General features: G+C 55.5%; 21 protein-coding genes and 1 tRNA gene. 6 read left to right on the forward strand and 16 right to left on the reverse strand.

The window, feature by feature from the left end; translation table 11 throughout:
* Positions 1 to 70: 70 nt before the first annotated feature.
* From CIK94_RS09700 to CIK94_RS09710, 3 genes are all read right to left on the reverse strand, one after another.
* Positions 71 to 1,543, reverse strand: a complete 1,473-nt coding sequence (locus CIK94_RS09700; protein ID WP_094385071.1) for a class I SAM-dependent RNA methyltransferase — start codon at positions 1,541 to 1,543, stop codon at positions 71 to 73.
* Positions 1,533 to 2,426: a serine O-acetyltransferase EpsC gene (gene epsC, locus CIK94_RS09705; protein ID WP_094422970.1), complete on the reverse strand. Its 894-nt coding sequence runs from the start codon at positions 2,424 to 2,426 to the stop codon at positions 1,533 to 1,535. The genes CIK94_RS09700 and epsC overlap by 11 nt, the downstream gene beginning before the upstream one ends.
* A gap of 481 nt (positions 2,427 to 2,907) precedes the next feature.
* Positions 2,908 to 2,981: transfer RNA gene (locus CIK94_RS09710), tRNA-Arg, on the reverse strand.
* A 184-nt stretch (positions 2,982 to 3,165) separates the two neighbouring features.
* Here CIK94_RS09710 and asnA point away from each other — a divergent pair.
* Positions 3,166 to 4,203, forward strand: coding sequence for an aspartate--ammonia ligase (asnA, locus tag CIK94_RS09715; RefSeq protein WP_094385069.1), 1,038 nt, complete (start codon positions 3,166 to 3,168; stop codon positions 4,201 to 4,203).
* 99 nt (positions 4,204 to 4,302) lie between these two features.
* On the opposite strand, the gene CIK94_RS09720 is transcribed toward asnA, so the two are convergent.
* The 4 genes from CIK94_RS09720 to CIK94_RS09735 are packed head-to-tail and all read right to left on the reverse strand — an operon-like array spanning position 4,303 to position 6,503.
* Complete coding sequence (locus CIK94_RS09720) at positions 4,303 to 4,953, reverse strand: hypothetical protein (protein ID WP_094422869.1); 651 nt, start codon at positions 4,951 to 4,953, stop codon at positions 4,303 to 4,305.
* 1 nt (position 4,954) lies between these two features.
* Positions 4,955 to 5,419 (reverse strand): hypothetical protein, encoded by a 465-nt coding sequence (locus CIK94_RS09725; protein ID WP_094388041.1) that lies wholly within the window; start codon positions 5,417 to 5,419, stop codon positions 4,955 to 4,957.
* A gap of 14 nt (positions 5,420 to 5,433) precedes the next feature.
* Positions 5,434 to 5,751 (reverse strand): hypothetical protein, encoded by a 318-nt coding sequence (locus CIK94_RS09730; RefSeq protein ID WP_144008367.1) that lies wholly within the window; start codon positions 5,749 to 5,751, stop codon positions 5,434 to 5,436.
* Positions 5,752 to 5,759: 8 nt separating this feature from the next.
* Positions 5,760 to 6,503, reverse strand: a complete 744-nt coding sequence (locus tag CIK94_RS09735; protein WP_094422973.1) for a M15 family metallopeptidase — start codon at positions 6,501 to 6,503, stop codon at positions 5,760 to 5,762.
* Between the two features lie 570 nt (positions 6,504 to 7,073).
* Here CIK94_RS09735 and CIK94_RS09740 point away from each other — a divergent pair.
* Genes CIK94_RS09740 through CIK94_RS09750 form a run of 3 tightly spaced genes read left to right on the forward strand, consistent with a single transcriptional unit; the run spans position 7,074 to position 11,674 of the window.
* On the forward strand, positions 7,074 to 9,515 hold the full coding sequence (locus CIK94_RS09740; RefSeq protein ID WP_094422871.1) for a DNA translocase FtsK: 2,442 nt from the start codon (positions 7,074 to 7,076) through the stop codon (positions 9,513 to 9,515).
* Complete coding sequence (locus CIK94_RS09745; RefSeq protein WP_022311604.1) at positions 9,512 to 10,123, forward strand: LolA-like putative outer membrane lipoprotein chaperone; 612 nt, start codon at positions 9,512 to 9,514, stop codon at positions 10,121 to 10,123. Before CIK94_RS09740 ends, CIK94_RS09745 begins: the two co-directional genes overlap by 4 nt.
* A 36-nt stretch (positions 10,124 to 10,159) precedes the next feature.
* A complete protein-coding gene (locus tag CIK94_RS09750; RefSeq protein WP_094385059.1) occupies positions 10,160 to 11,674 on the forward strand; it encodes a DUF5687 family protein in 1,515 nt (504 codons plus the stop codon).
* Here CIK94_RS09750 and CIK94_RS09755 read toward each other — a convergent pair whose 3' ends face one another.
* Positions 11,675 to 12,061, reverse strand: coding sequence for a 2-amino-4-hydroxy-6-hydroxymethyldihydropteridine diphosphokinase (locus CIK94_RS09755; protein ID WP_158214718.1), 387 nt, complete (start codon positions 12,059 to 12,061; stop codon positions 11,675 to 11,677).
* Positions 12,062 to 12,575: 514 nt separating this feature from the next.
* On the opposite strand from CIK94_RS09755, the gene CIK94_RS09760 reads away from it, so the two are divergent.
* Positions 12,576 to 13,493 carry a glucosaminidase domain-containing protein gene (locus tag CIK94_RS09760; RefSeq protein WP_094422873.1) on the forward strand — a complete coding sequence of 306 codons (918 nt, stop codon included), beginning with the start codon at positions 12,576 to 12,578 and terminating at the stop codon, positions 13,491 to 13,493.
* A 75-nt stretch (positions 13,494 to 13,568) separates the two neighbouring features.
* On the opposite strand, the gene CIK94_RS09765 is transcribed toward CIK94_RS09760, so the two are convergent.
* Genes CIK94_RS09765 through CIK94_RS09775 form a run of 3 tightly spaced genes read right to left on the reverse strand, consistent with a single transcriptional unit; the run spans position 13,569 to position 16,259 of the window.
* Positions 13,569 to 14,342, reverse strand: coding sequence for an MBL fold metallo-hydrolase (locus CIK94_RS09765; RefSeq protein ID WP_094422875.1), 774 nt, complete (start codon positions 14,340 to 14,342; stop codon positions 13,569 to 13,571).
* A 14-nt stretch (positions 14,343 to 14,356) separates the two neighbouring features.
* Positions 14,357 to 15,382 carry a UDP-N-acetylmuramate dehydrogenase gene (gene murB, locus CIK94_RS09770; RefSeq protein WP_094422877.1) on the reverse strand — a complete coding sequence of 342 codons (1,026 nt, stop codon included), beginning with the start codon at positions 15,380 to 15,382 and terminating at the stop codon, positions 14,357 to 14,359.
* Between the two features lie 22 nt (positions 15,383 to 15,404).
* Positions 15,405 to 16,259 (reverse strand): DUF4348 domain-containing protein, encoded by an 855-nt coding sequence (locus CIK94_RS09775; protein ID WP_094422879.1) that lies wholly within the window; start codon positions 16,257 to 16,259, stop codon positions 15,405 to 15,407.
* Between the two features lie 170 nt (positions 16,260 to 16,429).
* Between CIK94_RS09775 and pheS the strand changes: the two genes are divergently transcribed.
* Positions 16,430 to 17,470 carry a phenylalanine--tRNA ligase subunit alpha gene (gene pheS / locus CIK94_RS09780; RefSeq protein WP_022311611.1) on the forward strand — a complete coding sequence of 347 codons (1,041 nt, stop codon included), beginning with the start codon at positions 16,430 to 16,432 and terminating at the stop codon, positions 17,468 to 17,470.
* 102 nt (positions 17,471 to 17,572) lie between these two features.
* On the opposite strand, the gene CIK94_RS09785 is transcribed toward pheS, so the two are convergent.
* From CIK94_RS09785 to CIK94_RS09805, 5 genes are read right to left on the reverse strand one after another with little or no spacing between them, the layout of a single operon-like run.
* Positions 17,573 to 18,064, reverse strand: coding sequence for a cob(I)yrinic acid a,c-diamide adenosyltransferase (locus tag CIK94_RS09785; protein WP_094388047.1), 492 nt, complete (start codon positions 18,062 to 18,064; stop codon positions 17,573 to 17,575).
* Positions 18,065 to 18,075: 11 nt separating this feature from the next.
* Positions 18,076 to 19,047 (reverse strand): iron ABC transporter permease, encoded by a 972-nt coding sequence (locus CIK94_RS09790; protein WP_022311613.1) that lies wholly within the window; start codon positions 19,045 to 19,047, stop codon positions 18,076 to 18,078.
* A gap of 28 nt (positions 19,048 to 19,075) precedes the next feature.
* The gene (locus CIK94_RS09795) at positions 19,076 to 20,143 is read right to left on the reverse strand and encodes an ABC transporter substrate-binding protein (RefSeq protein WP_254046190.1); all 1,068 of its coding nucleotides are present in this window, start codon (positions 20,141 to 20,143) and stop codon (positions 19,076 to 19,078) included.
* Positions 20,144 to 20,162: 19 nt separating this feature from the next.
* Positions 20,163 to 21,296 (reverse strand): YncE family protein, encoded by a 1,134-nt coding sequence (locus tag CIK94_RS09800; RefSeq protein WP_094385043.1) that lies wholly within the window; start codon positions 21,294 to 21,296, stop codon positions 20,163 to 20,165.
* Positions 21,297 to 21,320: 24 nt separating this feature from the next.
* The gene (locus CIK94_RS09805; RefSeq protein WP_094385174.1) at positions 21,321 to 23,309 is read right to left on the reverse strand and encodes a TonB-dependent receptor; all 1,989 of its coding nucleotides are present in this window, start codon (positions 23,307 to 23,309) and stop codon (positions 21,321 to 21,323) included.
* Between the last annotated feature and the right edge of the window lie 3 nt (positions 23,310 to 23,312).

Here is a 23,312-nt window from a genome sequence, read left to right on the forward strand (position 1 = left end):
ACTGACAGCCCCGGTGCCTCCCCCGTTGCGGTGCATAGGGATGGAAGCACCCTGACTGCTGTCCTGATGATTAATCTTCTGTCTCGGCGTCGTATGTCTTGAAGGGATTGCGCTTGCCACCCTTGCTGCCGCCCTTGCCGCCACGGCTGTCCTTGCCACGACGGTCGTTGTCGGTGAAGCGGGGACGGGGACGGTCCTGACGGTCGCCGAAGCGGTCGTCCTTGCCACGACGGGCAGGACGCTGCTTGTCGTCAAACGAGTGGAACTTGAATGAGCGGATGTCGCCTTCCTCGTTTTCCTCATGCTCGTCCAGACGGCGCTTGAACTCACGCTCCTTGCGGAAGCGGTGCTTCTGTGCCATCTCGCGCTTCTCGTCTTCAGTCTTCACCACACCGCCCTCAGAGCGGAAGTCGCGCATCTTGCCGTCGAAGATGGCATACTTGCGGAACTCGCACTCCAGACTGCCGTTGTAGACGGGTATCTTGATAGAGGGCTTCAGACCTATCTGGTCGAAGCATTCCTCGCGGTAAGAGAGCACCCAAGCCTCATTGCCCATGAACTGGTGCTTGAGACGCTCGCCTATCATCTTGTAGGTGGCGAGCAGGTTGGGGGTAGAGATGCGTTCGCCGTAAGGAGGATTGGTCACCATGATGCTCTTGTTGGCAGGCTTGGTGAAGTTCTTGAAGTCGGCATTCTCTATGGTGATGTCCTTGGTGAGTCCGGCGGCACGCACGTTCAGACGCGCGGTGTTTACCGCCTTCATATCCACATCATAACCATAGATGTGGTGTTCGAACTCGCGCTCGCGAGAGTCGTCATTGTAGATGTTGTCGAAGAGGTCGGCGTCGAAGTCGGGCCACTTCTCAAAGGCAAACTCCTTGCGGAAGACACCTGGGCTGATGTTGCGGGCTATCAGTGCAGCCTCGACCAGCAGCGTGCCCGACCCACACATGGGGTCTATGAAGTCACACTCGCCCTTCCAGCCTGTCATGAGTATCATGCCGGCTGCCAACACCTCGTTCAGAGGTGCCTCTACGCTCTCCTGACGGTAGCCACGGCGGTGCAGAGACTCGCCGCTCGAGTCGAGGCAGAGGGTTGCGTTGTCTTCGGCGATATGGATATGCAGACGGATATCAGGGTTGGTCACAGAGATGTTGGGGCGGTTGCCGGTCTGTTCTCTGAACTGGTCGACAATGGCATCCTTGACCTTATAGGTTACGAAGCGGGAGTTGCGGAATTCCTCTGAGTAGACCACCGAGTCAACGGCGAAAGTCTTGCCATCAAGGATATACTTCTGCCATTCTATCTGCTTTACGGCCTCATAGACGTCCTCGGCAGAGCGGGCCTTGAAGTGTTTGATGGTTTTGAGGATACGGATGGCGGTGTGCAGCTGGAAGTTGGCGCGATACATCAGCTCCTTGTCGCCGGTAAACGACACCATGCGGCGTCCTATCTGTACGTTGTTAGCACCCAATTGGGTCAGCTCTTGTGCCAAAATGGGCTCCAGGCCCATGAAGGTTTTGGCGATGAGTTCAAATTCCATTGTTATTATCGTCTTTGTTCTTTATGTATTTGCTTGTCTGAGGGGCCATGTCGTGCATCACCCAAGTATTGGCGCCCACCACACAGCCTTTGCCGATAGTGATGCGACCCAGGATGGTGGCATTGGCGTAGACCACCACGTTGTCTTCGAGGATGGGATGGCGGTCGATACCCTTGATGGGGTTGCCCTGGTCATCGAGGGGGAAACTGCGGGCGCCCAGCGTCACTCCCTGATAGAGCTTCACGTTGCGGCCTATGCGGCAGGTCTCGCCGATTACCACACCCGTGCCATGGTCTATGGCGAAGTGGTCGCCAATCGTGGCGCCAGGGTGAATGTCGATGCCGGTCTCCGAGTGGGCCATCTCTGTCATCATCCTGGGGATGAGGGGAACGCCAAGGAGGTATAGCTCATGCGCTATACGATAGTTGGACAGGGCCTTGATGGTGGGATAGCAGCTGATAATCTCGGCAAAGCTCTTGGCGGCAGGGTCACCCAGATAGGCGGCGTCGACATCGGTGGCAAGCCGGCGGCGCAGCTCGGGCAGACGCGCTATCAGCTGCATAGCCTTGTCCTTGGCCTCACGCCGCAGAACCGACACGGCATCATCGGGGCGCGCTGCGCAGAGCACGTCACGTATCTGCTGTTCGAGCAGGTGGTGCAACTGTTCGACAGTGACACCGATATGGAAGCGTAAGGTGTTGGGGTCGACCGATGATTTGCCGTAGTAGCCTGGAAATATAACCGCTCTTGCCAACTGGACGATCTCTTCGAGGACGGGCCACGAGGGAAATGAGCGCCCACAGATAAGCCCCTCTAACGAAGAGGGGTCGGCAAGGGCATCGATGGTTTGTGTCAATATGTGTTCGGTAGAGCTATTACTCATCTGTCGTATCAGCATGTTGCTATTAAGATGCAAAATTACAAATAATTATTGATTTTCCGACAACGCCGGAGGCAAAATCACACATATTTATATTTATTATGACTAAACTCGAGCCAGAAAGGGGCGATTTGGCCGACAGCCTCCATGCTTACGCCATCGCCCAGTGGCCATAGATGGGTACACAAACCACCGGCGGCGGCCCACTGACCATCATCGGCAGACCACTGACCATCGTCGTCGGCTCGTATCAAATGATACGTGAGCACGTACCAATTGTCACGTGACCGCGTGACATACGATACGGGCTCACGTGACTTATGATACGAGCCAGCAAAAGTCATCAGCACGGCGACATCGCAGCCTCAACGATCGCTATATCAATGTTTTACAAGAACCGCGACAAGGGCTGTCGCGCTGGGCACAAACACAAAAGCAAAAGAGGAAGCCTACCCCATCTCGGTGACTTCCTCTTTCATCGTAGTGACTCCGTTGGGATTCAAACCCAAGACCTTCAGAACCGGAATCTGACGCTCTATTCAGCTAAGCTACGGAGCCATAACTGTGATGCAAAGTTACAGCTTTCTTTTGAAATGTGCAAAATTCCTATCATTTATTTGCAGCGGCGCACAGATTGTCAATATATTTCCCACGATTATCGACAGATTGACAAAATATAACGCAATTTAATTTGCAGTTTATAAGAAATTATCTACCTTTGCAAGCAATTTAACACGAAATCATGAGTAAACTTATCATCAATAAAGAATACAAGCGTGTACTTGACCGCCGTCAGACCGAACATGGCATCAAGCTGGTCAAGGACTTCTTTCAGCAGAACCTCTCGACCGAACTGCGGTTGCAACGGGTTACTGCACCGCTCTTTGTGCTCAAAGGACTGGGCATCAACGACGACTTGAACGGCACCGAGCGCCCCGTGACGTTCCCCATCCTCGACCTGGGCGACGCCAAAGCCGAAGTGGTGCACTCGCTGGCCAAGTGGAAGCGGCTCACGTTGGCTGAATACGAGATTGAACCGGGCTACGGCATCTATACCGACATGAACGCTATACGCGCCGATGAAGAACTGGACAATCTGCACTCGCTCTACGTGGACCAGTGGGACTGGGAAGCGGTGATAACCAATGAGGAGCGCACAGTGAGTCATCTCAAGAACGTGGTAGAGCGCATCTACGCCGCCATTCTGCGCACCGAGTATCTGGCGTGTGAGACTTATCCGCAACTGAAGGCATTTCTGCCGCGACAGATACACTTCATACACAGCGAAGAACTGCTCCAGATGTACCCCGACCTCACCCCCAAGGAGCGCGAAGACGCCATCTGCCGCAAGTGGGGCGCCGTGTTCATCATCGGAATTGGTGGCCGGCTGAGCGACGGCAAGAAGCACGACGGCCGCGCTCCCGACTACGACGACTGGACGACCATGGGCGAGAACGGGAGGGCCGGACTCAATGGCGATATACTGATTTGGTACCCCATACTCAACCGTTCGTTTGAGCTGTCGTCCATGGGCATCCGCGTAGACAAGGAAGCCCTGCTGCGCCAGTTGGCCCTCGAGGGCAAGGAAGACCGCAAGGAGCTCTACTTCCACCGTCAGCTGCTCGACGGAAAGCTGCCGCTGAGCATCGGAGGCGGTATCGGGCAGAGCCGACTGTGCATGGTGCTGCTCCACAAGGCACATATCGGCGAAATCCAGGCGAGTATCTGGCCCGAAGACATGCGCCGCGAGTGTGCCGAGGCTGGTATGCCTCTGATATGAGACCATTTTTCACTTTATATTTATCAGAAAAGGGACGCAGGAAGACCACATGCCTTCCGCGTCCCTTTTCGCATTTCTCTGGGTGGTGACTGCGCGCGCTCAGTCAAACCTGCACCGCGGGTTCATCTCCTGCGGACTCTGCCAGTCGATGCCCATCGCGGCGAGGACATCCCTCTTGATGCTCCAATACTTGAAGCAGAAGCCCATACCTCGCCACGACAGCCGTGTCTTGTTGTAACAGCGGCGCTCTACCTCATAGATAACCTCTTCCCACTGCTCTGTGCGCTCGACAGGACAGAAGCGGAGCGTGGCGTGGTAACGCTCCATCCACTCGTCGTCGCTCACGGCGGGGTCGATATAGTCTGCCAACTTCTGGCGGGCACGCTCCACATCGTCAAAGACATCCAGCTGGCGACGGTAGCCGGCTGCGTCGCCAGTATAGTCGTCGAAGGAGGTGTCGGTGGCAAGGTCCTGCGCGTCATCGATGAGGGCGCGCATCGACAACTGGTACTCGCGCACCTTGAGCGCAAATCGGGGCACATCGAGTTCGTCCACACACTCCATCATCATGTCGAGCAGACGCACACGGGTGTAAGGCGACAGCTCGCCCTCGACCCGCAACGGCAGGCGGGTGGTCATAAACTCAAACGCCTCCTGTGCCAGGGCGATATTGCGCCACCGCTTGGGCGTAGAGGCAAACCCGTCTATCTTGGAGAACAGCTTGCCCAGTCTCTTGATGTCCTTTTCCATATCAGTCTTCTTCTATAATCTGTTCGGGAGGCCATATCATGTCCATGATGGTCTCTGCGTCATAGTTGCCATGCTCCAGGGCGGTCATGAGCAGGTCGTAATAGCGCTCCATGTCGTCCATAAACTCCTCGGGGTCGTTGTTTTCGGCAGCCAGAGTCATCCATGTCCATGCTTCATCGTGTTCTGGGGCCAGACATCCGCGATCGATGCCCTCGAGGAGTATCTGTCTGAAGAGCTCGGGACGAACGAGGCGGAACGTACTCCAGTCATCGGCAGCGGAGAGGAGCGCTTTCATGGGATAGGCTTGCACATAACCGCCGTCAACAGCCTGGTCGAGCAGCCCCAACACCTCTTGCTGGCGTAGGAGGGTATCGTGGTGGGCGCAGTCGGGAGTGAGGGCGTGTATCTCACCGATGTCGTAGGCCATATCGGCGGCTTTAAGATAATTGTTCAGTGCTGGGTCCATAGCATAAGGGGTTATTAGTCTACAGATACATAAAGTTCAAAACGGCAGTAGTCATGGCCGTCGGTGTCGCAGTGATGACCGCCACCATAGCAGATATGGGTGACGCTGTCGCCATAACGGATGTCGATGCCGTCGTCATCAGCGCCGACAAAGACGAGCGGTTTCCACCGTCCGCCTTCACCACGCCACTTGAGGGCATCACCTGGGCTGAGCGCAGCAAGGTCATAGGTTTCCACTTCGTCATGGTCACAATTGGGGCCACCCATCATGGCTGGATAGAAAGAGTGGCATACTCTCACACAGTGGGTCGCGGGCTGTATGTCTGTTTGCATATCAGTGATTAGAATGATTTCTCAAAATGCTGGTAGTCCTTGAGCGAGCGCCAGGCACCACCCCAGCTGAAGCCGTGCTGGAGGAAAAGGCGGTGGCAGAGGTCGCCACGCTCTATCTTGTAGTCGAAGCGGAGCTCGCGATGGGTATAGGGTTCGGCGTTGGCTGGCTGGATGAACAGCCGGCCATTGGCACGCCGCTTGACATAGGGATTGTACAGCGGATTGATGTCTACAGCCATCCCCATGGCATGGGCAGAGACCTTGCGACTGCCAGCCACGGTGCGGTAGCAGAAGCAGGAGGTGTTGTTGGCCCGCATGGAGGTCTCGTCGTCAGCCCGATACTCGTCGACCAGCACCATGCGCGCGATGGGATAATGGGCATCGTAGAGCTGACGGAAGATAGCCACCAGGTCGGCAGCGATGCGACGATGGCAGACCATCTCGCCGAGCACGATGCGGTCGTGGGCGTCGCGGTGGAGCAGCCGCAGATAGCGCAGGTCGGCTCGGGCTATGTGGGGATTGGGCATATAGGAGTAGCACATACGGGCAAACACCGCATCGCTTATCTGCTCGATGGCGAAGCAGCGGTCTACGCCATAGCGTGTCACCTCCTGGGCACTCACCACAGTGCCGGCGCGCCACGAGTCCAGGTCGGCAGCGCTGGCAGCAGTCACCGCCAGCACCATCACCACCGCCGCACAGAGCGTCTTCATCAGCCTGTCGGCCTTCTTCATCATCGTTGTCATATTCATACCTTCCTCTGCGTCCTCGGCCCGTTGCCCCACTCCCCTATTGGTCGTGACCATCGTCCGGCGGACATATATAATATATATAGGTGTACAAATTTAGCCAAAATATCGTTTGGAGTGGCATTACAAATGTTAAAATCATTAAAAACATCATCACTGCGGTAGGGATGACAAGGGTAAGCGTTGTTATGGTAGTAGTAAGTTATAAAGTTATACTCTGTGAGAGAGTGCAATACTAAAAATAAAACCTTATGTAGATTATTGTACACTAACAGCCCACGTCTGCACAATAGCGTTTGTCAGCCCGGGCTGTTTTTTTATGCCCTTCTGCCAAGCGATGGTCATCACGGCAACTTCCACGATACCGACAACCGTCCTGGCGGTTCAACCCATACTCGAGGAAGATAAAAAAAACACGCTAAAGATGAAAATAATAATCATTTCGTGAACGTATATGACTTTTTTGGAGTATTTTTGCAGATACAACGGGTTGCTGCATGGCAACACGCTAACTGCCATCAATGACAGAGAACCCATTTACGACACACCAACATAATAAACACGCACGATATAATGGCAAAGAAGAAAACAGAGAAAAAGCCAAAATCAATGGGCGAGGCCGTGGGCTTCGTCAACATACTGAGCAACGAGAAGGTCGACTTCATCCTGGGACTACTGGTGCTCTGCTTCGTGATATACATGGTCATCGCCATGGTATCCTACTTCAACACGGGTCAGGCAGACCAGAGCATACTCGACGACATGCGCCCGGGCGAATGGCTGAATTTCTCCCGCCAGTTTACCAATTACTGCGGGTCGCTGGGAGCTATGCTCAGCTACTGGCTCATTACCGTCAACTTCGGCTTTGCCGCATTCCTCATCCCCGTATTCCTGCTCATGGTGGCACTGTGGCTGATGCGCGCCTACAAGGTGAGCCTGCTCAAGTGGTTTGCCTGCATCACGGTGGTTATGGTATGGTGCTCGGTGACGCTGGCCAAGTTTCTCACGCCTTTCGCCGGAGATCTGGTGTTCAACCCTGGCGGCAGACACGGTCTGTACTGCGTGGACTTTCTGCAGAACCTCATAGGCCCGCCCGGACTGGTGGTGGTGCTGGCCATTACCGCCATCACCTTCCTTACCTATCTGAGCGCCGAGACCATCACCATCATCCGCAAGATGCTCAATCCCGTGGGCTATTTTACGTCCAAAATCCAGTTTACCATCAATACCCCCATCACCAATGTCAATGCCGGCGATGATGAGGACACAAGCGATGACAGCTCCGAGGAGAACCCTGAAGACGAGGTGAGAGAAGAGTCGCGGGCTATGGTTGTGAACCTTTCGCCCGACGAGCCGACGGTCGCCACGCCCGTACCTGATATAGAAATTGAGCCTGCCGCCAACGACGAGCCCAAGGGCAGCACCCTAACCATCGAGGTGCCCAAGGGCGACGAGACCACCCAGGCGAAGACGCTCACTGCCGACGAGATACGAAAGACTCCCATTGACCCCCGCGAGCCTTTCACGCGATACAAGTTCCCTACACTCAGTCTGCTCAAAGACCACAACGCCGGCAAGGGTAACGCCGTGGATATGGAGGAAATCAAGGTCAACAATGCCCACATCGTCGAGGTGCTGCGCTATTTCGACGTGAGCATCGACAAGATTAACGCCACCGTTGGCCCCACCGTAACCCTCTATGAGATTACGCCCACGCCAGGTACCCGAATTGCCAAGATACGCAACCTGGAAGACGACATAGCCATGAGCCTTGCCGCCGAGGGCATACGTATTATCGCGCCTATCCCCGGCAAGGGCACGATAGGTATCGAGGTGCCCAACAAGAAGAAATCGACCGTGTCGCTGGAGAGCGTGCTGGGCGTCAAGAAATTCAAGGAGACCAAGATGGAGCTGCCGATGGCTCTGGGCAAGACCATCACCAACGAGGTGTTCATGGTAGACCTTGCCAAGCTGCCCCACCTGCTTGTGGCTGGTGCCACGGGTATGGGTAAGTCGGTAGGACTCAACGTCATCATCAACTCACTGCTCTTTAAGAAGCACCCCAATGAACTGAAGTTTGTGCTGGTAGACCCCAAGAAGGTGGAGTTTACCCCCTACAACAAGATAGCCCAGCACTTCATGGCCTGTCTGCCCGAGAACGACGACGAGCCCATCATCACCAACGTGCAGAAGGTGGTGCGCACGCTCAACTCGCTCTGCACACTGATGGACCATCGCTACGACCTGCTCAAGGCCGCAGGTGTGAACAAGATAAAGGACTATAACGCTCTTTACCTTAACCACAGGCTCAACCCGAACAACGGTCACGAGTATATGCCATACATTGTGGTAATCATCGACGAGTTCGGCGACCTCATTATGACTGCCGGCAAGGAAGTCGAGCTGCCTATCGCACGCATAGCCCAGCTTGCGCGCGCCGTGGGCATACACATGATTATCGCCACGCAGCGTCCTACCACCTCTATCATCACCGGTAACATCAAGGCCAATTTCCCTGGCCGTATGGCGTTCCGCGTAGGAGCCCAGATAGACTCGCGCACCATCCTCGACCGCAAGGGCGCCGACCAGCTCATAGGTATGGGCGACATGCTGTTCCTCAACGGCTCTGAGCCAGTGCGCGTGCAGTGTGCCTTCATCGACACCGAGGAGATAAACGCCATCAACACCTTTATCGAAGACCAGCCAGGTCCCGTAGAGCCTATGGAGCTGCCCGAGCCTGTCGACGTGTCGCAGGGCGAAGGCGCCAGCACACCCCGCGAGCCCATTGCCGACAAGGACCCAATGCTCAACGAGGTGGCACGATACGTGGTACTCAACCAGCAAGGCTCTACCAGCAGCATCCAGCGCAAGTTCAGCATCGGCTACAACCGCGCCGGACGCATCATGGACCTCCTCGAGCAATACGGCATCGTGGGTGCAGCCCAGGGCTCCAAGCCGAGACAGGTGCTGGTCAACGACGAGAACCAACTTAACAGTATTTTGTCAGATAAATGATGAAAAAGACTATTTTAATCACACTGATGGTGATGCTCACCCTCACCATCGGCGCACAGAACGCCGCCCAAGCCCGCAAGGTGCTTGACAAGACGGCTGCCGTGGTGAGCAACAAGAACGGCGCAACAGCCCAATTCACCCTTTCCAGCGCCAAGACAGGCACCGTGAGCGGACGGCTGTCGCTCAAGGGCAACAAGTTTCAGGTGACAACGCCCCACTCGATAATATGGTACAACGGCAAGACACAGTGGTCTTACCTCAAGTCGACCGAAGAGGTCAACGTGAGCACCCCCACCGCCGCCCAGCAGCTGCAGATGAACCCCTACAGATTTATCAATATGTATAAGACCGGCTACAACCTCGGTCTTACCGATAAAGGCAAGGCCTACTGGGTGCATCTCACTGCTCGGAACCCCAAAAACAGCGTGCCCGAAATCTATATCCTTATCGACAAGAAGACCTCGCACCCCGAGACCATCAAGATGCGCCGCGGCAAAGAGTGGACCACTGTCACCGTGCGCAACTTCAAGGCTGGCCGTTTGGCCGACAGCGTCTTCACCTTCAACGCCAAGGAATTTCCCCACGCCGAGGTCGTCGACCTGAGATAGTCGCTTATCCCCATCCTCAACCAGACCACGCTTGTTATGAACAGATACCAGATATTCAAGACGCTTCGCCATCACCGCAAACTGGCAGACCGTCGCGCCTTGAACTATGAGCAGAACCGCGCTGCCAAATACATCGTTTGGTTCTCCATGAGTTTCGGTTTCCTCTACATGTTGTTCCTTGCGGTGATGCTTTCGCTTATCGCCAACAACAGCCGAGGCACCACCCCGCTCGAATTCTGCTTCGGCCTTGCCCCGTTTCTGCTGTTGCTCGACTTCGCGTCACGCTTCATGGCCCAGCAGACACCAGCCCAGATAGTAAAGCCATACTATCTGCTGCCGCTGTCACGCTATGACTGCATCGACACGTTTGTCGCCACATCCATACTGACCCGCTACAATTTCACCTGGTTTGTCATCCTGGTGCCCTTCACGCTCATGTCGCTCGTTTTCAGCTACGGCGTGTGGATGTCGCTGGCGTTTCTGCTGGTGTGGTGGTTGCTCATAGCCGCCAACAGCCAATGGTATCTCATCGTCAAGACCCTCACCACCGACACGCTGTGGTGGTGGCTCATGCCCGTGGGTGTCTATGGCACCATGGCGCTGCCCATCCTGCTCAAGTGGGGCAAGCTCAAGGGTTGGGAAAACTTCTTTGACCTCTACGCCACCATCGGCACGCTGATGGAGCGTGGCAACATACTTATATATATAGGTGTGATAGCCCTGCTGGTGGTACTCACGCTCATCAACCGCCGTCTGCAGTACACCCATGTACGCAGCGAACTGTTGAGGAAGGAAACGGTGAAGACCCACAACGTGTCGCAGATGAAGTATCTCGACAAGTATGGAGAGATAGGCATGTACGCCAAGATGGAACTGCGGCTGCTGATGCGCAACAAGAACCCACGCAAGGGTCTGATAACGGCGTTCTTCATGGTGGCGGTATTCAGCATGGTCATCGTCTTTACCGACATCTACGACGGCGACTACTACTCATCGTTCTGGTGCATCTACTGCTATCTGCTCTTTGGCACCATGACGGTGATGCAGGTCATGAGCTACGAGGGCAACTACATCGACTGTCTGCTCACCCACAAGGAGAACATACTGATGCTCCTTCGCACCAAATACTACATCTACAGCACCCTGTTGCTATGGCCTTTCCTGCTGATGCTGCCACAGGTGATAGCCGGCAAATGGAGTCTGCTGATGCTGATAGCCTACGGCGTGTTCACCGCAGGCTTCCAGTACTTCACCATCTTCCAGCTGACGATATACAACAAGCAGACCATGCCTCTCAACACCAAGTTTACGGGCAAGGCGGGCATCAACGGCAACTATGTGCAGATGCTGGTAAGTTTTGGAGTATATCTGGGACCGATGCTCATCATCTGCCTGCTCAGACTGGTATGCAGCAACACGGTGTCGTATATCATCATGATGCTTATAGGACTGGTCTTCATCGCTCTGCACAAGATATGGCTGCGCAATATCTACAACCGGTGGATGAAGCGACGCTATGCCAACATGGCGGCACTGAGGGCGTCGCGATAGTCATCGACGAGGCAACTCGGCCATGAGTGTCTGGATGTAAGGGCGCTGCCAGTCGTCGGCGTGATAGCGGCAGCCGCCACAGCAGAGGATGTCGACATCGGCGACCACACGCCCTTCGCGCCGGTCTTCACGGGTGCTGCCCAGCTGCTGCTCTATCTCCTTGGTAGCGGCATGCAGCGTGGCGTAGTCCTGGTCTGTCTCCATCCACGCCAGGCAGTTGGCAAACGGCGCCGCCTCTATGCCTATAGCTGGAGTGACGAGCTGCCGCGTGAAGCGGATGGACGGAAAGCGGGCGGCAAGCGCAGCCTGGAGTCGGGGCATATTGACGGGCGCATCTACGTTGCACCCGAGCGCCAATATCACGATGGGTGAAGGGTCGGTGGTCATACTTATAGGGTTTGTTGCTGCAAAAGTAACTAAAATAATCGAAGATATCGGGGGCGTGAGCCCCTTTTTTTGTTGCACAGCCATCGGCATCGGCAGCGTGAGCGCCAACAAGCTCATGGAAGGGCTCGATAAGTACCTTGCAAAGCAGGAAACGGAGAAATCGAAGCACGAAACAATAAAATCGAAGCCTGAAACCGTGATTTCACGCTTTGCAATATTGTTATGGATGCTCTTCGTGGGTTTGAGAGCGGCTGAAAAGATGGTTGGAACGACTGCATCGGTGGTGAAAACACCCTCATCGGCGGTTGGAACGACTGCTTCGGTGGTGAAAACATCCCCATCAGTGGTAAAAATACCCCCATCGGTGGTGAAAACGCTCCCGACGGTGGTGAAAACGCTCCCATCGGTGGCGACGAGAGCAGAAGCGGTGCGCTACTTTTTTGCGAATTATTTGGCACTGACTGCCGATAATCCATCTTTTATCGTTAATTTTGCAGAAACATATATCAGTAGCATGAGAAAAATCTGTATTTTCCTATATGCCCTCCTGCTCTGTCTGTCGTCATACGGACAGGCCCGCAGGAACACGCTATACCAACAATATATCAACCAGTATAAGGACCTGGCGATACAGCAGATGCTGCGCTACCGCATCCCGGCGAGCATCACGCTGGCTCAGGGACTGCTGGAGAGCGGCGCCGGACGAAGCGACCTGGCCATCAAGGGCAACAACCACTTCGGTATCAAGTGTCACGACTGGACCGGTGCCACCACCTATCATGACGACGACTTGAGACAGGAGTGCTTCCGCGCCTACAACACGGTGCTGGAGAGCTACGAGGACCACAGCCGTTTTCTCTCTACCAAGCCCCGCTACCGCAAGCTCTTCTCGCTGAGCCAGACCGACTACCGCGGATGGGCACACGGACTCAAGGCAGCCGGATATGCCACCAACCCGCAGTATGCCTACAAGCTCATCAACATCATCGAACTCTACGGGCTCGACCAGTATGACCGCGCCAAGACCTACGACCGCTACATAGCCCGACACTCGGGTACGGAGCGCATCAGTCCCGACAATCCTACGCTGCACCCCATCTACTATTTCAACAAGAACTACTACATCTACGCCCGTGAGGGAGAGACGTTCAAGATGCTGAGCAAGGAGATTGGCATCAGTGCGCGCAAGCTGGCCAAGTACAACGAGCGCGACAAACGCGAAACGCTGCACAAGGGCGACATCATCTATCTGAAGAAGAAGCAGAAGCGCGCGCCCAAGGAGTTCAAGCACCGTCCCCATGTGGTCAAGGCCGGCGACAGCATGTATCTCATAGCTCAGAAATACGGCATGCGCCTGGAGAGCCTGTACAAGAAGAACGGCCTCGGCCCCGACTACCAGATACGCGTGGGCGACACGCTGAGGGTAAGATAGCAGAAACGAATAAAGCGTGGCTCGGGCCACGCTTTATTCGTATATATCGTCGGGGGTTGTCATCGCGGTGCGCGGTCAGAGGGTCAGCCTCAACCCGTCGTAGGCAAAGGCGAAGCCCTCGGGCAACCGGGCGTTGGCCTCGTCATGGAACCCTAACTGGTGGGTCATGTGGGTGAAGTAGGTATGGCTGGCACCGACGCTGCGGGCAAAGGCTATGGCATCGTCGACCAGCATGTGGCTGTGGTGGGGCTTCTCCCAGCGCAGGGCGTTGACCACGAGCGTCTCGACGCCGCTGAGCAGTTGGCGGTCTTCGTCGGAGATGGTCTTCATGTCGGTGATATAGGCCAGGGAGCCAAACCGGTAGGCCATGATGGGCATCTTGCCGTGCATCACCCGCAGGGGCAGCACGTCGATGTCGCCCACACGGAAGGTCTTGTGAGGCTCGAGCGTGTGTACGTTGAGCCGGGGCACTCCGGGGTAAAGATGCTCGGTGAAGCAGTAAGGCATGGCGCGATGGATGCCACCGACGGTGGTCTCGTCGGCATAGATATTGATGTCGCCAAAGGTGGAAAAAGGACGCAAGTCGTCGAGTCCGCCCACATGGTCGTAATGGACATGGGTGAGGAGCACCGCCGTGAGCGGGCGGAAGTCGAAGGGCATAAGCTGCTGGCGTATGTCGGGGCCACAGTCTATCAGTATGCGCGTATCGCCATGCTCGAGCAGCGCCGCACTGCGCAGCCGATGGTCGTGAGGGTCATGGCTGCGGCACACAGCACAGCTGCAACCCAACGAGGGCACACCACCCGAGGTGCCTGTGCCCAAGAAAGTGAACGTAAGAGGCTCGTTCATGGGCGTATACGGGGTTATTTCACATTGACTTCGGGGTGGATGTCAATGCCAAAGCGGTCTTTGACATCGCGCTGGATGGTCTGGTAGAGCGCCACGACCTCGGCACCGGTAGCACCGCCACGGTTGACGAGCACCAGAGCCTGGCATGCGTGTACCCCGACATGACCTACGGTACGTCCACGCCATCCGCACTGGTCTATCATCCATCCCGCAGGTATCTTGACATGGTCAGCATCGATGCGATAATGAGGCATATCAGGATAGAGTGCAAGAAGTTGCTCGAAATGGTGCTGGGAAACGATGGGGTTCATAAAGAAACTGCCGGCATTGCCCTCAACCTTGGGGTCGGGCAGCTTGGCATGGCGTATATCGATGATGGCCTGGCGCAACTCGTGGGCTGTGGGCACATCTATGCCCCGCTCGGTAAGCGTAGCCCTGATGTTGCCATAGTCGAGACGCGGTGAGAAGCGGCGCGAGAGGCGATAGACGACAGAGGTAATGAGGTAGCGGTCGCGCCACTCGTGCTTGAAGCGGCTCTGGCGATACCCATACTCGCAGTCGGCGGCAAGGATTTCGACCACGTTGCCCGTGGCTATCTCTACAGCCTTGACGCTCACGATGATGTCCTGGGCCTCGGCTCCGTAGGCTCCGATGTTCTGCACGGCAGAGGCTCCCACCTCGCCGGGGATAAGCGACAGGTTTTCGGCGCCGTGCCAACCGTGGTCTACGGCATAGGCCACCACATCGTCGAAGGTGGTTCCTGCCCAGCACTCTATATCTACGGTCTCGCCATCGGGTTCTTCGGCTACCACCTGCACATCAAACCTCGCCTCGGGGGTAATGACCGTGGCGGGATAGTCGGCAGTGAGCAGCAGATTGCTACCCTCGCCGATAATCAGCAGTGGATAGTCGGTGGCGGAGAATTGGCGGCAAATGGTCTGGGCCTCATCTACACTGGCATATTCGAGGTAGCGACGACAGCGCGCATCGATACCAAAGGTATTGTGCGCCAAGAGTGAATGGTCTCTGATATCCTTCATCGGTATAGGGGGTATAAGAAGATTAATAACTGAAACTTGACAGACGCCAACGGCCCTGACGGCGGTTGAAGGTCATCTCCATCTCTAGCCCATTGGAAATGCCACGCACGACAAATATCTTGTGTCTGCTCTCGGTGTAATGCTGGCCGTAGAGAATGTTATAGATAGTGCCGTGGGGGAAGAATGTAGGCTTGAAGGCGTCCCACTGCTCGGGGAGCATGGTGCCGGTAATGGTGGCAAAGTCGTCATCAGGGTCGGGGGCGGTAAAGGTAACCTCGTCTTCAAGGCTGCGGGCCTGGAAGAGGGAATCTGTGGCAAAATGGTTGTAGAAGGCCAGGAAGCTGGCGTTGTATCCGCGGCGCGCCGAGTGGTGGACAATCTTCGTAAGTTTCCACAGGCCGTTGATGCGGTCAAAGACATACTGCTTGACCTGCTCGTCGGCGAGATGAATCTTCTCGACCACAACATGGTGGATGGTGGTATCCTTGACCAGGTTCATCTGGCTGCGCGAATCGAAAATCAGGGTGTAATACTCCTGGTGCATAAAAAAGTGGTCGATCTTCCACTGGCGCGCAGAGATATTGTGGAGAAACTCTTCCTCGGCATACACGGGCAGGGGGAAGACAATACGCTTGCGCTGGAGCTTCTTGTTTCCGGCAAAGTTGAAGAAGAAATCGTCGAAGAGTTCGTCGGCGGCCTTGGGCATAGGCTGCTCCTCTATCATGGTCACCAACGTGTCTTCGGGCACAGTGTCTATGGTATCAGACACAGCCACACTGTCAACAGCTTCAGGCTTCTTGTCTGTACATGCCGTAGTGGAAAAAGCGATTGCCAGAACGACAATCACCAACATCATCAGTAAGGAACACTTTCTCATGTTCAAAATCTCTTTTATAATAATCGTAAAACCATACGGGACAATAAGTACACTATCTCTGGTCCCGGGCTCTCAAATCGCTGCAAAAGTACAACTTTATTTCGATATATTTTTTATTTTCCACCAAAAATATTACCTTTGCAACGAATTTATAATATATTAATGTAATTATGATAACCGACAAGATAGAAGAACTGCTGAAGGAGGTGGAAAACCTGAGCGCAAAGAGCGCCGAGGAGGTTGAGCAGCTAAGGTTGAAATACCTGAGCAAGAAAGGCGCCATCACCGCCCTTATGGCAGAATTCAGAGATGTCCCCGCCGACCAGAAAAAGACGGTGGGTATGAAAATCAACGAACTGAAGCAGACCGTACAAGGCAAGATAAACGAACTGAAAGAGCAGATTGAGAACACCGAGGACAGCTGTTGCCATGTAGACCTCACCTGTACTCCCTACCCCATCGCCCTTGGCGCGCGCCACCCGCTGACTATCGTCAAGAACGAAATCATCGACATCTTCTCGCGTATGGGCTTCACCCTCGCCGACGGTCCCGAGATGGACGACGACAAGCACGTGTTTACCATGCTCAACTTTGCCGCCGACCACCCTGCCCGCGACATGCAGGACACTTTCTTCCTGGAGCAGCATCCTGACGACGTGACCAAGAACATCCTGCTGCGCAGCCACACCTCTGGCGACCAGTCGCACTATATGGAGTGTCACGAACCTCCAATCCGCATCATCTGCCCCGGTAGAGTGTATCGCAACGAGGCTATCTCTGCCCGCGCCCACTGCTTCTTCCATCAGGTCGAAGGTCTGTATGTCGACAAGAATGTCAGCTTCACCGACCTCAAGCAGGTGTTGCTCACCTTCGCCCGCGAAATGTTCGGCGCCGACACCAAGATTCGTCTCCGTCCCAGCTACTTCCCCTTCACTGAGCCCAGTGCAGAGATGGACATCAGTTGCCACATCTGCGGCGGCAAGGGATGCAGTTTCTGCAAGCACACAGGATGGGTCGAGATTTTGGGATGTGGTATGGTCGACCCCAATGTCCTCGAGGCGTGCGGCATAGACAGCAAGGTCTACACCGGCTATGCATTCGGTATGGGTGTAGAGCGCATCACCAACCTCAAATACCGTGTGAGCGACCTGCGCATGTTCTCCGAAAACGACACCCGTTTCCTCGAAGAGTTCACATCGGCACACTCATAACGCCGAGAGAAACAATAGATTCAACAAACCGCCAGACTGAAGAGCAGAGATACGCTACAGTCTGGCGGTTTTGGTTTTGGGCTACTTCGCATGCACCTCGGCTCACGCCTGCGAAGCCATGAAGAATAGATAGTCTGAAAGGCGGTTGATGTAGATTATCACGGTGGGGTGCAGAGGTATGACGGCATTGACGGCACATAGCCTGCGCTCCACTGTGCGTACCTTCGCGCGAACCAACTGCATCAATGCTTCTATGGGCGAGTGTCCCGGAAGCACAAAACGGAAACAACCCTCTGTGGGAGTCTCGTTCATGTAACGCTCCATATCGTCGATGTCGGCCTGGAGGATGCCTACCTGCGTAGCACCCGAACTCGCCACATGCTTCATCACTGCCATCAGCATCATCTGGATATGCTCTATCTTGATACGCATACTCTCGGGCAACTCAGGCTTAGCTTTGAGCATTCCCAGGAGAGCCATGAGTTCGTCTATCTCGCCGTTGGCCTCGATGCGGCAGTCGGTCTTGTTCACACGCTGGTGGTCTAACAGGTCGGTCTGACCCTTGTCACCACGTCGAGTGGTTATCTTGTTCATAGTCTAAAGGTTTATCGTTTACGGATGATGACATATATGATTACCGGAGCTCCGATGAGCGGTGTCACGGCATTGAGGGGCAACATGCCTGCCTCTCCGGGCACAAAGCAGAGCAGATGACAAGCCATGGTGATCACCGCCCCAGTGAGCATGGTTATGGGCAGCAGCCTACGCATATCGTCGGTAACCGTCAGGAGCCTCGCGATATGCGGCACAGCCAGTCCTATAAACGCGATAGGACCACAATAGGCAGTCACCACAGCCGTGAGCAGACCGGTGAGCAGCAGGGCATAGTTGCGGGCACGCCGCGTGTTGAGCCCGAGATTGCGGGCATAGTTGTCGCCAAGCGAGAGGAGGTTGAGGGGCTTCACCATGAGCAGACTGAGCACGAGTGCCGCCAGCGTGATGGTGACATAGAGCGGCAGAAGCAACGGGGTGACGCCATCCAGACTGCCCATGCCCCACAACATGAACGAGCGTATGCCCTGTTCGGTGGCGCTGTAGTTGAGCAGAGTGACGACCGACGACGACAGATAGCCCACCATGATACCGATGACGAGCAACATCACGCCGTCGCGCACCAAGGTAGAGCTGAACAGGATAATCGCCATCACAGCCATGGCTCCGGCAAAGGCGGCAGCGAGTATCGCCACATTGCCCGTGACTCCGAGCGTACCCAGAGTCACACTGCCTCCAGCCAGAAGCATCACCAGCGCCACGCCCAGTCCGGCACCACCATTGATACCGAACACGTCGGGGCCAGCCAATGGGTTGCGGAAGACGGTCTGCATCATCAGTCCGGCAGTGGCCAGACAGGCACCGCTCAGCATGGCAGTGACCATCTGGGGCAGACGCGACTCAAGGATAATGAACCTCCAGCTCTCGCTCACGGCTGCCTTGTCGCCCACGAGTACATGCCACACCGCCGAGCAGGGTATAGACACGCTGCCCGTCATCAGTCCGGCCATGAAGAGACATGCCATAGCCGCTGCCAGTCCTATGTAGATAGTCTTAGTCAATGCGCTTATAGTATCTTAGCCCGCCCTTTCCCGCTCCGGGATGGACTATCTGTATATAGTCGCGCAGCAGGTAATCGGGACGGAAGGGAATTTCCTCAAAATAATTGACGCTGTCGGTATTACAGCCATAGACCTCGCCGTGGCGGAAGGCGTCGAGGATTTTGTAACCCGCATACTCGCCCGCCAAATCACGCAGCGTGATGGGCTTGCCCGAATAGACAAACATCCAGGCATCGGTATGGGCGCCGCGCTCTACCACCTGCTCGGGAGCGAGCGTGAGCGAACCGCTATGGTCATCGCCCATCCAGGGATAGCGTCCGTGGGCGTCGGCGATGAGCGTGCCCACCGTACTCCGGCCACCAGGACAATACCACACGCTGCCCGTCTTGCGCTCTATAAGTAGAGAACGGCCCTCGGGGAGTTTTATTGCCTCGCGACGCAAACTATTATACGTGCTGTCAACGACATGGAAGAGCGAGTCGGCCTGCTCTTCGCAACCGAAGAGGATGCCATAGAGCCTCATCCATTCAGCCCGAGCCAGCGGCGAAGGCTCCATATAGTCAGCAGCTTCGATGATGGTCACGCCGGTCTTCTCCAACCGCCCGTAGCCACCGCTGTGCTCAAAGGGCGATACGATGATGGCATCGGCGCCTATCTCTGCGATGCGCTCCACGTCGGGGTTCATCGAGTTGCCACAGTCGACAGTCTTGCCAGCGGCCAGTCTCTTCCTCACTTCGTCCACTCCGATATAGCGGCTGTCACACACACCGGCGATGGCCGCGGTCTTGCCCAACCACGTCAGCAACTGGCAATGTGCCGTGGTGGTCACCACCGCCTTACCCAGCGGGCGGGATATGTCATAGCTCCGCAGCACGCTTCCCTTGACCCACGGGTTGGCTATCTCCACATGGGTATGGTCGCTATAGCGTACCACGGTGAGCAGAGTGGCGTAGTCAAACCTCACCGTGTCGCCCTTCTCGAGAGTCGCAACACGATTGTTGCCGCCTTGACACGACGTCAGGACGGCAACAATACCTATTATATATATTATAGAGCGCAAAGGGTTCATCGCGACAGTTTTAGTTGTCGAATATGGTCTTCACACCTACATTGAAGAACACAGCACAAGGACCTACGCCAGTGTCATAACTGTACATATAGCTTCCGTTCTTGCTGTATCGCTTCACATAACCATTGCTGTAATAGTCGGCATAACCATTCTCACCCTGGTTGTAAGAGAGAACAAAGATTTCACCTGTGGCAGGGTCAACATCGATGCCGGCAGGAGAGAAGACGCCCTCAGAGAGGTTGAGCGGAGTGGTAGTGCCCTGATAGGGATTGCTGTTGAGGTCGCATACGCTGTATTTGGCCTCACCGTAGGGATTGCTGATGATATACAGCTTGCCGTTGAGCATGCTGGCATAGTAGGCATCGGTCACCTTGGTAGCCTTGTTTCCGGCGAGATACTTTATGGCGCTTTCGCCCTTCTCTACTGAGTTGGGATACTCACCCTCATAGTACACCCAGTCGAGGATATAGACATTGCCGTTGTTGATGAATACCTTCTGGGGATTGTTGATGCCCTCTACATTGCGGGTCTCCACTTCGCCGGTACCGAGGTTGATGATAGAGATATTGCCGTGACCCTTGGCATAGTCAGAGTTGGCCACGACGATGCTGCTGGCATAACCAGCCAGACCCTCGGGAAAAGAGCCAACCTTGTACTTGGCTGTGAGCTTGAAATTGACAGTATCGACAGCAGCCACATAACCGCCATAGGTGGTGAAGAAGATGTGGCCGTTGCCAGCGATGATGTGGCGGGGCGACTTGCCTTCAGCGGCACCCAGCAGTTCGGTAGTCTTGATCTGCTTGATACGCTGCATGGTCTTCTTGTTGATTACCTCTACAGTATTCGAGCCATCGACTACTACATACATCTTGTCGCCATACACCAGTCCGTCGTTGGGGGTTGAGCCGAGGCTCTGTCCACCGTTGTTGGCAGCAAACACCTTCTGCACCGCAACATTAGAGGCATAATTGATGCCTGTCAGCGAACCGTCAATAGATGAGTACATATTGCCGGAGTTGACGATAAAGGCACCGTCAGATACTACCTCGTAGTGAAAGGATGGGCCGTTGTCGTCGTTACATGATGTGAAGAACAGCGGAGCGCTTACGAGGAGCGCCACCATAGCTAAGAAACTTTTTTTCATTGTCATTGTTGTTTATAGTTGTTGTTATAATTCCATTTTGACACTCATGCGCCAGTGGGTACGGGGCATGGGGTAATGCGCCACTATCTCATACTGATGGCCCAGGATGTTTTCGACATCGGCGCGCAGCTGGAGGCGTGTCTTACCAACCATCATATTGCGATAGGCGGTAAGTCCCACGTCGGCATAACCACCGATGTGCGTACCCTCATAGTGGTTGGGCGTAGCCCATCGGCCGCTGGCGGCCTGACCGTGCAGGGAGAGCGAGATCCAGGGGTTCTCCCATCCCACCGAAGCGCTGCCCTGATTGAGGGGCTGGTAGGGAACCTGCTTGCCATAGTGTGGCGACGACGCATCGGTGCGGTTGGCCACACGCTGATAGGTGTACGATGCCGACAGGTCTATGCGGTGACCGGCAGAGGGAGTCCACTCTACTCTCGCTTCGCCATCGACGCCCATACCACGGGCTTTGGCCATATTGATGGTGCGCCAGATAAACATATTGTAGGGCACCGCCACTATCTTGTCGCTGATGCGGTTGAGATAGGCGTCGGCTGCCACCTGGGCGACGAGCTTGGGGCTCCAGGCGTGGCGCCATGTGAGTCCTATGTTATACTGCCGCGTGTTTTCCGGCCTTACGTCGGGGCTGCCGTAATGGTGGAAATAGCACTCATTGAACGTGGGCACGCGGAAGATGTCTTTCATCGACGCGCGCAGATAGAGTTCCTCGTCTTCCATCAGCCGATACGAGAGCGAGAGCGAAGGCGACCACCGCCGCATGTCGCTCTGGGCCTCGCCGCGATGGGCTCCGTTGAGACAAAGTGTCCACAACACGCGAGCCAGAGCCGTAAAGCGCTGGCGCTGAAACTTCACCGCCGCCGTCTGCCATAGTGTATGGCGATAGGGTCTGCGGTCGGTGGCCAGACTGCTGCTCAGGTTGTTGTAGCAGTAGTCTGCCGCATAGTTTATCTCCACATCTCTGCAGGGAGCATAGAGCATGGATGCCGAGCCATAATACTCATGCTGCTGGTAGGTAGCATCATCACGGCGGTCGGGCAAGAGTGTATCGCGATACGCCGATGAAGCCCAGTTGGCCTTGGCTGTCAGCCGGAGCGACAGCCGCTGTGATGCCTGGTACAGCCAGCGTGTCTGGGCAAACCAGTTGCGGTCGTGCAACTGCTGTCCGCACACATTGGTGTAATATTGCACGATGCCGGGCAGCTGGCGGTCGTTGTCATAGTAGTATATCTTGGCCCAGAGACTGCTGCGGTCGTTGGGCGTCCAGAGTCCGCTTACCTCGGCATGACCGCTGCACATGCGGCTGTTGGAGCGCCGCTCTATGGTGGTCACATTGCCGTTGCGCAGACGGAAGGGATAGTCGTTGTCGGCATAGACATAGTCGCCCACGGCGCTGAGTGCCACGCTGCGCCCCATGCGTTGGGTGTAGCGCACAAAGGGGTTGGCATAGCCCCACGAGCCCAGCCTCATCTGCGCCGTGAGATGGGGCTTGAGGTCGGCTGGCAGCCGCGTGAGACTCTGGATGGCAAGCACAGCAGGCGTGGTGGCTTGGCGCGCGGTGACGAAGATGTCGTCGCCATCGCCTATGGTGAGACTTAGACTCTGCACATTGTCTATCGAGTAGCGCGACACATCGATCTCGCCGCTCTGAATCTCGCTGAGCATTACTCCGTCATAGCTTACACCGGTATGCTGAGCTCCATATCCACGTACCGACACGGTCTTCATGCCGCCCGCACCACCATAGTCGCGCAGCGTGACACCAGCCAGACGGTTCAGGGCATCGGCGACATCGGTGACGCCAAGGCGCAGATAGTCGGCACTGCCAATGACGCGCACGGGAGCCGAGTTGTCTATGCGACGCTGCTGGCCGTCGACCACCACGTCGGGAAGCCGATGCACACGCGTCGTATCCTTCGGCTGGGCATACACCGAGGTGGCTCCTGTCATCAGGAGCACCGTCAGGATTAAAGCCAAGTTGCGTTTCACTGTCATTGT

It is taken from the genome of Prevotella sp. P4-51 (assembly GCF_002251455.1).
Taxonomy (GTDB): Bacteria; Bacteroidota; Bacteroidia; order Bacteroidales; family Bacteroidaceae; genus Prevotella.